Annotated in this window: 10 protein-coding genes and 1 pseudogene; 4 read left to right on the top strand and 7 right to left on the bottom strand. The window is 59.5% G+C overall.

The genetic code is table 11. The features are described from left to right. Nucleotides 1–217: 217 nt before the first annotated feature. From ABJN75_RS12635 to ABJN75_RS12625, 3 genes are all read left to right on the top strand, one after another. Complete coding sequence (locus tag ABJN75_RS12635) at nucleotides 218–1,465, top strand: divergent polysaccharide deacetylase family protein (RefSeq protein WP_348439950.1); 1,248 nt, start codon at nucleotides 218–220, stop codon at nucleotides 1,463–1,465. Between the two features lie 11 nt (nucleotides 1,466–1,476). Then, entirely contained in the window at nucleotides 1,477–2,013 is a 537-nt protein-coding gene (locus ABJN75_RS12630; RefSeq protein ID WP_348439949.1) for an RNA pyrophosphohydrolase, read from the top strand. Nucleotides 2,014–2,184: 171 nt separating this feature from the next. Beyond that, entirely contained in the window at nucleotides 2,185–2,715 is a 531-nt protein-coding gene (locus ABJN75_RS12625) for an N-acetyltransferase (RefSeq protein WP_348439948.1), read from the top strand. 164 nt (nucleotides 2,716–2,879) lie between these two features. Here ABJN75_RS12625 and ABJN75_RS12620 read toward each other — a convergent pair whose 3' ends face one another. The 7 genes from ABJN75_RS12620 to ABJN75_RS12590 all read right to left on the bottom strand — a co-directional run bounded on the left by ABJN75_RS12620 (nucleotide 2,880) and on the right by ABJN75_RS12590 (nucleotide 8,844). Then, nucleotides 2,880–3,278: a F0F1 ATP synthase subunit epsilon gene (locus ABJN75_RS12620; protein WP_348439947.1), complete on the bottom strand. Its 399-nt coding sequence runs from the start codon at nucleotides 3,276–3,278 to the stop codon at nucleotides 2,880–2,882. Between the two features lie 78 nt (nucleotides 3,279–3,356). Beyond that, nucleotides 3,357–4,895 carry a F0F1 ATP synthase subunit beta gene (gene atpD / locus ABJN75_RS12615; protein WP_348439946.1) on the bottom strand — a complete coding sequence of 513 codons (1,539 nt, stop codon included), beginning with the start codon at nucleotides 4,893–4,895 and terminating at the stop codon, nucleotides 3,357–3,359. A gap of 24 nt (nucleotides 4,896–4,919) precedes the next feature. After that, entirely contained in the window at nucleotides 4,920–5,798 is an 879-nt protein-coding gene (locus ABJN75_RS12610; RefSeq protein WP_348439944.1) for a F0F1 ATP synthase subunit gamma, read from the bottom strand. Nucleotides 5,799–5,825: 27 nt separating this feature from the next. Next, entirely contained in the window at nucleotides 5,826–7,355 is a 1,530-nt protein-coding gene (gene atpA / locus ABJN75_RS12605) for a F0F1 ATP synthase subunit alpha (RefSeq protein ID WP_348439943.1), read from the bottom strand. Continuing rightward, complete coding sequence (locus tag ABJN75_RS12600) at nucleotides 7,355–7,915, bottom strand: F0F1 ATP synthase subunit delta (protein WP_348439942.1); 561 nt, start codon at nucleotides 7,913–7,915, stop codon at nucleotides 7,355–7,357. The genes atpA and ABJN75_RS12600 overlap by 1 nt, the downstream gene beginning before the upstream one ends. 253 nt (nucleotides 7,916–8,168) lie before the next feature. Then, nucleotides 8,169–8,558, bottom strand: coding sequence for a DUF4345 family protein (locus ABJN75_RS12595; RefSeq protein WP_348439941.1), 390 nt, complete (start codon nucleotides 8,556–8,558; stop codon nucleotides 8,169–8,171). A gap of 139 nt (nucleotides 8,559–8,697) precedes the next feature. Next, nucleotides 8,698–8,844: a hypothetical protein gene (locus ABJN75_RS12590; protein WP_348439940.1), complete on the bottom strand. Its 147-nt coding sequence runs from the start codon at nucleotides 8,842–8,844 to the stop codon at nucleotides 8,698–8,700. A gap of 385 nt (nucleotides 8,845–9,229) precedes the next feature. Between ABJN75_RS12590 and ABJN75_RS12585 the strand changes: the two are divergent. Next, nucleotides 9,230–9,326, top strand: a pseudogene (locus tag ABJN75_RS12585) (IS5/IS1182 family transposase); the annotation flags it as partial.

Here is a 9,326-nt window from a genome sequence, read left to right as displayed (position 1 = left end):
GCTCAAGCACATGGCCCACAACCTCATCCGAATGACCCCCGGAAAGGACTCGCTGCGCCTCAGACGAAAAGTCGCCGCTTGGGACGACGATTTCCTTGCAAGCATCATCGCCAGATGATTGCTTCACCCGATTCCCCTGGCTCCCAAGCCCTTGTGGCTTGCAAGCGGGGCGGCGTACTGATTCAATAGATCCGCATCAGGATTGAGGCAGAAGATCGTGGGCGACAATATCCATCAACCTCTGGGACAGGATCGCGGTCCGGGCAAGCGCCCGCCGGCAAAGGCGAAACGTACCTGGATCACGCCCTTGCTGTCGCTGGCAGCATTGTGCACCGTTCTGGGCGGAGCCGGTTGGATTGCGTTCTCGGGCGCTCGCATTACCACCAATCAATCCGCTGTTGTCATCGAGACGTCCGCCGTTGCGGACAAAAAGCCCGAAGACGCCACCACCCTCGACCAGCAGCTTCCCGACAGCGCCGGTGAAAGCGCTGGTCTCCAGGACGACGCGGACGGCTCCCTCAACAGCGTGTCCGGTCAGTCAGGCGCCGATATCACCACGACGCTTGGTGAGAACGGCGAGGAGGTCAACAAAATCTCCCCGGTCAAGCGCCCGGACAACCGGCCGGTGCTGCTCGCCCCTCCCGGCCGGGTCGGCCAGAATCCGCGCTTGGCTCATCTGCCCGATCCCGCGATCATTCAGGATACGCCGGAAGGCCGTCTGCCGGTGCGCGGTCCCGACGGCGAACGTGCCTTCGACATTTACGCCCGGCCATGGTCGGGCGCGCGGGGCGCGCGCGTGGCGATTATTGTCGGCGGCCTGGGTCTCAGTCAGACCGGCACGCAATATGCGATCAAGGCGCTTCCCGAAGACATCACCCTCGCCTTCGCATCAAACGGAAACAGTCTGCAGCGCTGGATGCAGGAGGCCCGCCGCGAAGGCCATGAAATCCTGCTGCAGATCCCGTTCGAACCATTTGATTACCCGGCGAATGATCCCGGCGCCGGGACCCTGACTGTAGCCGCTGGCGCCCAAAGCAATCTTGACGATCTGCATGCCGCCATGGCCCGGATCACCAATTATACCGGCATCACCAACTTCATGGGCGGGCGCTTCCTCGCCGATCCCGAAGCCCTTGAGCCGATCATGCGCGATATCGGGGCGCGCGGCATCATGTTTGTCGATGACGGAACATCGGCACAGTCGTTGACCGGCAAGTTCGCCAAAACGCTTGGCATCCCCTATACCGCGTCTGACATGGTGCTCGACGCCACCCAGGAGCGCGGATACATTCTTTCAAAACTCGACGACCTCGAACGAACGGCCCGCCGCAACGGTGTGGCGGTGGGGGTCGCCTCCGCTTTCGAAGTCAGCGTGGATGCAATTGCAACCTGGGCCAACGAAGCCAGGGCGCGCGGCATCGAAATCGTCTCGGCCTCGGCAACCGCCGATGATCCGGAAAGGTAAACAGGAAGTCCATGGCGAAACAAAAGCAGCGCTCCGTCAATCCCGAAGATCTTCCCTATCGGCTCTGTGTCGGAATCATGGTGCTCAACAGCAACGGCCTCGTCTGGGCCGGCCGCCGCATTCCCGTGGGCAACTCCGAATATGACGGCTCGCCGCAACTCTGGCAGATGCCCCAGGGAGGAATTGACGCCGATGAGGATGCCTATCAGGCAGCCTTGCGCGAACTCTATGAGGAGACCGGCATGCGGTCAGTCGAGGTCGTGGCCGAAGCCCCCGACTGGATTGATTATGATCTGCCCGATCATCTGATCGGGATCGGCCTCAAGGGCAAGTATCGCGGCCAGAGACAGCGTTGGTTCGCGTTGCGGTTCACCGGCGATGAGACCGAAATCCGGATCAACCCGCCGCCGGAGGGCCACGGCGCGGAATTCGATGCATGGGAATGGAAGCCGATGGGCGATCTACCCGGCCTGATCGTGCCCTTCAAGCGCAAGGCCTATGATCAGGTCATTGCCGCTTTCGCGCATCTCGGCGCGGACACTGCATGAAGCTGATCGGGTTGCTTGGATCCACTGGCTGGAAACCAACAGCCACGTGCTACCGTTTGATCAATGATATTGTCCGCAGGGAACTCGGGAGCCGGTTTCGCCTGACAGTGACGAGATGCCAGCCCAGGATGCCACACGGCTGCGGTGAGGCGGTTGACAGGGGAGAGCTTCATGTCTGAACGAAAGAGTATAGCCGCAAGGGCGAATTATCGGGAGACTGGTGCCTCCGACCGGATCGAAGTTCACGCGCTGCAGGCGTCGGTCTATGGCACCGGCGCTGCCGGAGTGTCCGAAGCCCTGATCTCGGGTCCGGCCGATACGCTGTCGCTGGTGGCGGAACTCGAGGAACAGATCATCGGGCACATTCTGTTGACCCCCATTGCGGGGCCGGAGCGCGCGCTGGCTTTGGCGCCACATGCCATCCTTCCGGCCTGGCGTGACATGCAGATTGGCACCGAGCTGGTTCGCCACGCGTTGAAGCTGGCGCGGGACCGCAACTGGCGTTGCGTGTTTGTGTACGGCCAGCCCGACTATTACTGCCGGTTCGGATTCCGGTCGAGCACCGCCGATTGCGCCGAAGTCATCTGGCAGGGACCACGATTTCTGGCGTTGGAGCTGGAGCCGGCAGCCCTCGCCGGCTGGAGCGGAGCATTGGAGTATCCCGACGCCTATCTGGCGCTGGCGGAGGCCATCCACCGCTGAGATCCCGACGCTTCACGCGCATCTTCAATCACAAGGTGTCGCGTGAGTGCGTGAACCGGGCACAAGGGCCGCCATGCCGGCATGACCTTGCCCTCAAGCACTTCGCACCAATGAAAAAGGCGGCCATCAGACCGCCCCTTCCAAATCCGTGCCGCGCAGTTGGATCAGAGCGCAGCTTCCAGCGTCGTCAGCTGGTCGAGAAATTCCTGTGCCTTCTGCTTACCGGCATCGCTGGTCGCGTCGGCAAAGTCTTCCCGCGCATTTTGCAGCCGCTGGGCAAGGTCGGCACGATCAATATCGGCCACCGCAACGGCGGATTCGGCCAGCAAAGTGCAGCCCTCGGGAATGATGTCGGCGAAACCGCCAAACACCACATACCGCTCGCTCTTGCCGTCTGAGGTCACCACCGTGACCACGCCCGGCTTGATGGTGGTCATCGTCGGAGCGTGATGTGCCATCACGGTCATTTCACCGTCGGCGCCGGGAATCACGACTTCGTTGACGGTTGCCGACAAAAGCAGCCGTTCCGGAGATACGAGTTCAAAATTGAAGCTGTCAGCCATGACGTTCACTTTATCGCAGTGCTGTTCGGTCGCACCGCGCAAACCGGACAGGGCCGAATTGCGCGGGCAAGTTCATGATTAGGCGACTTCAGCAGCCAGGCGCTGAGCCTTTTCGACGGCTTCCTCGATGGTACCGACCATGTAGAAAGCCGGCTCAGGGAGGTGATCGTAATCGCCATTCACCAGGCCCTTGAAGCCCTTGATGGTGTCTGCCAGATCGACCAGCTTGCCAGGCGCGCCGGTGAACACTTCGGCTACGAAGAATGGCTGCGACAGGAAGCGCTCGACCTTACGAGCACGTGCCACGGTGACCTTGTCCTCTTCAGACAACTCATCCATGCCCAAAATGGCGATGATGTCCTGAAGCGACTTATAGCGCTGCAGAATTTCCTGAACACCACGGGCAACTTCGTAATGCTCGTCACCAATGATCAACGGGTCCAGGATACGGGAGTTTGAATCGAGTGGATCCACCGCAGGGTAGATACCCTTTTCGGCGATCGACCGGTTCAACACCGTGGTTGCATCCAGGTGAGCGAAGGTCGAGGCAGGCGCCGGGTCGGTCAAGTCATCGGCCGGCACGTAAACGGCCTGCACCGATGTAATCGATCCCTTGTGTGTGGTCGTGATCCGCTCCTGCATCTGACCCATGTCGGTGCTCAAGGTCGGCTGATAGCCCACTGCCGAAGGAATACGGCCCAGAAGCGCCGACATTTCCGAACCAGCCTGGGTAAAGCGGAAAATGTTGTCGATGAAGAACAGCACATCCTGGCCCTGGTCACGGAAATGCTCCGCGACGGTTAGACCGGTCAAAGCAACACGAGCACGTGCGCCCGGAGGCTCATTCATCTGGCCGAACACGAGCGCCGCCTTGGATCCTTCGCCGCCGCCTTCCTTGTTCACGCCGGATTCGACCATCTCGTGGTAAAGGTCGTTGCCTTCGCGGGTCCGTTCACCAACACCGGCAAACACCGAGTAACCACCGTGGGCTTTCGCGATGTTGTTGATCAGTTCCTGAATGAGAACCGTCTTGCCCACGCCGGCGCCGCCGAACAGGCCGATCTTGCCGCCACGGGCATAAGGCGCGAGCAGGTCGACAACCTTGATGCCGGTCACCAGAATTTCCGCTTCTGTTGACTGTTCGCTGAATGTCGGCGCGTCCTGGTGGATAGCGCGGCGCGTTTTTGTCTTTACCGGACCGGCGTCATCGATCGGTTCGCCGATCACGTTCATGATGCGGCCAAGCGTCTCGTCACCCACCGGCACCGAAATCGAACCACCGGTATCGACCACTTCCTGGCCGCGGACGAGACCTTCGGTCGAGTCCATGGCGATGGTGCGAACCGCGTTTTCACCGAGGTGCTGTGCAACTTCAAGCACCAGACGGTTGCCCATGTTGGTGGTTTCAAGCGCGTTCAGGATAGCCGGCAGCATGCCTTCATCGAACGTTACGTCCACAACGGCGCCGATAACCTGGGTGATGCGGCCCACCGCGCCGGCTTTCGCCGTTGCGGTTGTGGCTGCACTCGCCGTTGTCTTCGCTGCTGCGGGCTTCCGAGCCGCTGCGGGTTTTTTCGCCGCTGCGGGCTTGCTTGCCGGGGTAGCTGCCTTAGCCATGTATCTTACCCTCTTCCGTGTACCTTAGAGCGCTTCCGCGCCCGAAATGATTTCAATGAGTTCCTTGGTGATCTGAGCCTGCCGCTGGCGGTTGTAGCTCATCGACAGCTTGTCGATCATCTCGCCAGCATTGCGGGTCGCGTTGTCCATGGCGGACATTTTCGCGCCCATTTCACCTGCAACATTTTCGAGCAGCGCCCTGAAGATCTGCACCTTGATCGACCGCGGCAGCAAATCCTCGAGGATTTCGCCAGCACCCGGTTCGTAGTCATAGATCGCCGATGCGCTTGCGTCCGCATCCGCGACACCAGCCGAAGCCGGGATCAACTGCTGCGCCGTCGGAACCTGGCTGATCACCGATTTGAACTCGGAGTAGAACAGAGTGCAAACGTCGAAGCCGCCTTCCTCGAACAAGCGCATGACCTTGTCCGCGACCGTTTCGGCCTGGGCAAAGCTCATTTGCTTGACTTCGCGAAAATCGACACGCTCGATAATCAGCGAGGCATATTCGCGGCGAAGGATATCATAGCCCTTCTTGCCCACGCACAGGATCTTGACGGTCTTGCCGTCAGCCAGGAGCCTGCGCACATGCTCGCGCGCAAAACGGGCGATCTGCGAGTTGAAGCCGCCGCACATGCCGCGTTCGGCGGTGGCGACGACAAGCAGATGCACGTCGTCCTTGCCGGTGCCGGTCATCAGACGCGGCGCATCGTCACCACTTCCCACGGCTGCGGCAATGTTCGACATCACCGTGGCCATGCGTTGCGAATAAGGCCGCGCGGCCTCGGCCGCCTCCTGCGCACGCCGAAGCTTCGCCGCGGCGACCATCTGCATCGCCTTGGTGATTTTCTGCGTCGCCTTGACGGAGGCGATCCGGTTTTTCAGATCCTTGAGTGAAGGCATCCGTTATCCGTCCTCGGTCTTTTGCCCTTAAGCAAAGGTTTTTGCGTAAGTGTCGATTGCGGCCTTCAGCTTCGCCTTGGTGTCGTCGCTGATGGCTTTTTCCTTGCGGATCGTATCGAGCACGTCTTTGCCTTCGCTGCGCATATAGCCCAGCAGGCCCTGCTCGAACTTGCCGACTTCCTTCACGCCGATCTTGTCAAGATAGCCATTCACGCCCGCAAAGATCACCGCAACCTGTTCTTCGGTCTTCAGCGGCGAAAACTGCGGCTGCTTGAGCAGCTCGGTCAAACGCGCGCCACGGTTGAGCAGGCGCTGGGTCGCCGCATCAAGGTCGGAGCCGAACTGCGCGAACGCCGCCATTTCGCGGTACTGCGCAAGCTCGCCCTTGATCGAACCGGCAACCTGTTTCATCGCCTTGACCTGGGCCGACGATCCCACGCGGGACACCGACAGGCCGACGTTCACGGCCGGGCGGATACCCTGGAAGAACAATTCGGTTTCCAGGAAGATCTGACCGTCGGTGATCGAAATCACGTTGGTCGGAATATAGGCCGACACGTCGTTGGCCTGGGTTTCGATCACCGGCAGCGCGGTCAGCGAGCCCGAGCCATTGGCTTCATTGAGCTTGGCGGCGCGCTCGAGCAGACGCGAGTGCAGATAGAAAACGTCGCCCGGATAGGCTTCACGTCCTGGCGGGCGGCGGAGCAACAGCGACATCTGGCGGTAAGCCACGGCCTGCTTGGACAGATCGTCATAAGAGATCAGTGCATGCATGCCGTTGTCGCGGAAATATTCGCCCATTGCGCAACCGGCGAATGGTGCCAGGAACTGCAAAGGTGCCGCATCGGATGCGGTTGCGGCGATGATGATCGAATATTTCAGCGCGCCGCGATCTTCAAGGATCCTGACGAACTGGGCAACCGTCGAACGCTTCTGGCCAACAGCGACATAGACGCAGAAAAGCTTTTCGCTTTCGGGGCCGTTTTCGTGGATAGCCTTCTGGTTGAGGATCGTATCCAGAATGATTGCGGTCTTCCCGGTCTGACGGTCACCAATGATCAGCTCGCGCTGGCCACGGCCAACCGGGATCAGCGCATCAATGGCCTTGAGGCCGGTCGCCATTGGCTCATGCACCGACTTGCGCGGCATGATGCCCGGCGCCTTTACATCCACGCGAGCGCGGAGCTTGGCCTTGATCGGACCCTTGCCGTCGATCGGGTTGCCGAGCGCGTCGACAACGCGGCCCAGCAGCTCCGGACCAACCGGCACGTCGACGATGGCGCCGGTCCGCTTGACGATGTCGCCTTCCTTGATGTCCCGGTCGGAACCGAAAATCACGACGCCGACATTGTCGGCTTCAAGGTTGAGCGCCATGCCGCGAATTCCGCCGGGGAATTCGACCATTTCACCAGCCTGGACATTGTCAAGGCCGTAAACGCGGGCGATGCCGTCACCGACGGACAGGACCTGACCAACTTCGGTAACTTCGGCTTCCTTGCCGAAATTCTTGATTTGGTCCTTGAGAATTGCGGAAATTTCCGCGGCACGGATGTCCATCAGCCAACCTCTTTCAGTGTATGCTTAAGGGTGGAAAGTTTAGTGCGAAGCGATGTGTCGACCTGACGCGAGCCGATCTTGACGATCAGACCTCCCAGCAGTGACGCATCCACCGTGACGTTGAGCGTCACGGTCTTGCCGGTCACGCCCGAAAGCGCGGCCATCAATTCTTTTTCCTGCGCGGCGGAGAGCGCATGCGCGGAGATCACGTCCGCGCTCGCCTCGCCGCGTTCGCGGGCAACTGCCGCATGATAGGACCGGATGATCTGAGGCATGGCAAAAAGCCGGCGGTTACGGGCAACGACCTTGAGGAAGTTGCCGACCAGGCCGGTAATGCCTGCCTTTTCAATCAGCGCCACGATCGAGCGGGACTGATCCTCGGCGGAAAAAACGGGACTCTCGACGAGACGCCGCAAGTCGGTGCTGTCATCGATCATCGCCTGGAAACGGTCGAGATCCTTGGCGACGGCGTCGACCGAATTGGCCTCGGACGCCAGCTCATAAAGCGAGGACGCATACCGTTCGGCGACACCGGAAATAAGATGGGAGTTATCTGCCACGGGCGGGATTATCTCTCATTGGCATCCAAGAGCCTGCACTTGGCCGAAATTCGGAAAGGCAAGCCTTTGATTTTGTTGCGGTAACATTTGAAACGTCGAAGCCCGAAAGCTTGTTTTTCCTCAAATGCGCGGTCCGTCTAGCATAGAGCGCCGGGACTCGCAACACGCCGGGCACGGCATATCGCACCTGCTTTAGGATGAGTTGACGAATAATACAGTGCCGGCAGGGCTTTCAGGACGGACCGAATCAACGCTAGGCCAGTCCCAGCCCGTAGAGCAGCGGCAACCCCGCCAGAATTGCCTCGATCAGCAGAGAAACAAGATTGTAAACGGTCACGCCGCGATCAGACATCATCGAGACGATTCGTCCGAACGCGGTGAACGCCCAGCCGGCGCCGAGCGCCAGATAGATCAGCGGCTGCGCGAACAAAAGCGCGCAGATCCCGGTACCGAGATAGAATCCGGCCATCGTGCCGCGCGCCTCCGCCACCGCCTCGGGATGATTCGGCGCGGTCTGCAGCCGCAGGATTCGAAGCGACGTCCTTGGCGCAAACAGCAGCACCAGGCCAAACACCACTGTCACCACGGCCGAGGACCATGCCAGCCATTCGCCCTGTGATGCCGGCCAATAGAATTCGATCATTTTCGCTTCTCCGCTTCGGTTCGCCCGGTGCAATGGCGTGGGGTTATGCCGCACCCGTCTCCCGCCATAGCATGCGCGCCAGCCGCGCCAAAGCCGGCAACCTGGCAAGGGTGAGGCAGCAACGGCGCTTTTGCAGCCGTCAGATAACTGCGGCCGGGTTGCGTCCAGGCCGGCGGTCGCGGTTCATGATGTAGAACCCGCTCATGCAGATGATCAACGCCCCCACCAGGGTCCAGCTGTCGGGACCGTCGCCACACCCCTGCAGGCAGACATCACCATCCGGCATGCAGATCCAGTCAGCCAATTATAGTTAAGGGGCTGAAAATATTATGTTTCTCTCTATTTCGACATCGTGTGTTTGACGCGATTCAGATCGAATTCGAATCCGGAGAAAGAACCATCGTTTAACTGCCACATTCCAAATTTTGGCCAGATGTCTACACTTGATTTTTGTCAATTCAATTTCCATTGATTTCAATAGGAAATTTTTATTTCAAGTATATAATACTTCTCTATCTCCCGCATCTCTGGTTCTATTTGTTGCAACTTCTGATAGATATGTTTAACGCCTGATTAGGCACCACTATTCAGTATTTCCAAGAACGGGGGTTACTGAATGAGAAAAAATCTTAGAGCCCGATCTGAAAGTTATTGAGTGATATCAGTGGGATGTGATTCCGTCGGATTGTCAAAGATTCGATGGAGGCCACTATGTCCTGGACTGATATCACCCGCGCTGAGCATAACCGCAAATCCGACCGCTATCCA

The organism is Hoeflea sp. (assembly GCF_039975035.1).
Classification (GTDB): domain Bacteria; phylum Pseudomonadota; class Alphaproteobacteria; order Rhizobiales; family Rhizobiaceae; genus Hoeflea.
This window is presented reverse-complemented; position numbering and strand designations above follow the sequence as displayed.

What these genes read in the sequence shown, in the direction of transcription:
- ABJN75_RS12630 (WP_348439949.1), top strand. Translation starts at nt 1,477, where the DNA reads ATGGCGAAACAAAAGCAGCGCTCCGTCAATCCCGAAGATCTTCCCTAT.
- ABJN75_RS12625 (WP_348439948.1), top strand. Translation starts at nt 2,185, where the DNA reads ATGTCTGAACGAAAGAGTATAGCCGCAAGGGCGAATTATCGGGAGACT.
- ABJN75_RS12620 (WP_348439947.1), bottom strand. Translation starts at nt 3,278, where the DNA reads ATGGCTGACAGCTTCAATTTTGAACTCGTATCTCCGGAACGGCTGCTT.
- atpD (WP_348439946.1), bottom strand. Translation starts at nt 4,895, where the DNA reads ATGGCTAAGGCAGCTACCCCGGCAAGCAAGCCCGCAGCGGCGAAAAAA.
- ABJN75_RS12610 (WP_348439944.1), bottom strand. Translation starts at nt 5,798, where the DNA reads ATGCCTTCACTCAAGGATCTGAAAAACCGGATCGCCTCCGTCAAGGCG.
- atpA (WP_348439943.1), bottom strand. Translation starts at nt 7,355, where the DNA reads ATGGACATCCGTGCCGCGGAAATTTCCGCAATTCTCAAGGACCAAATC.
- ABJN75_RS12595 (WP_348439941.1), bottom strand. Translation starts at nt 8,558, where the DNA reads ATGATCGAATTCTATTGGCCGGCATCACAGGGCGAATGGCTGGCATGG.
- ABJN75_RS12590 (WP_348439940.1), bottom strand. Translation starts at nt 8,844, where the DNA reads ATGCCGGATGGTGATGTCTGCCTGCAGGGGTGTGGCGACGGTCCCGAC.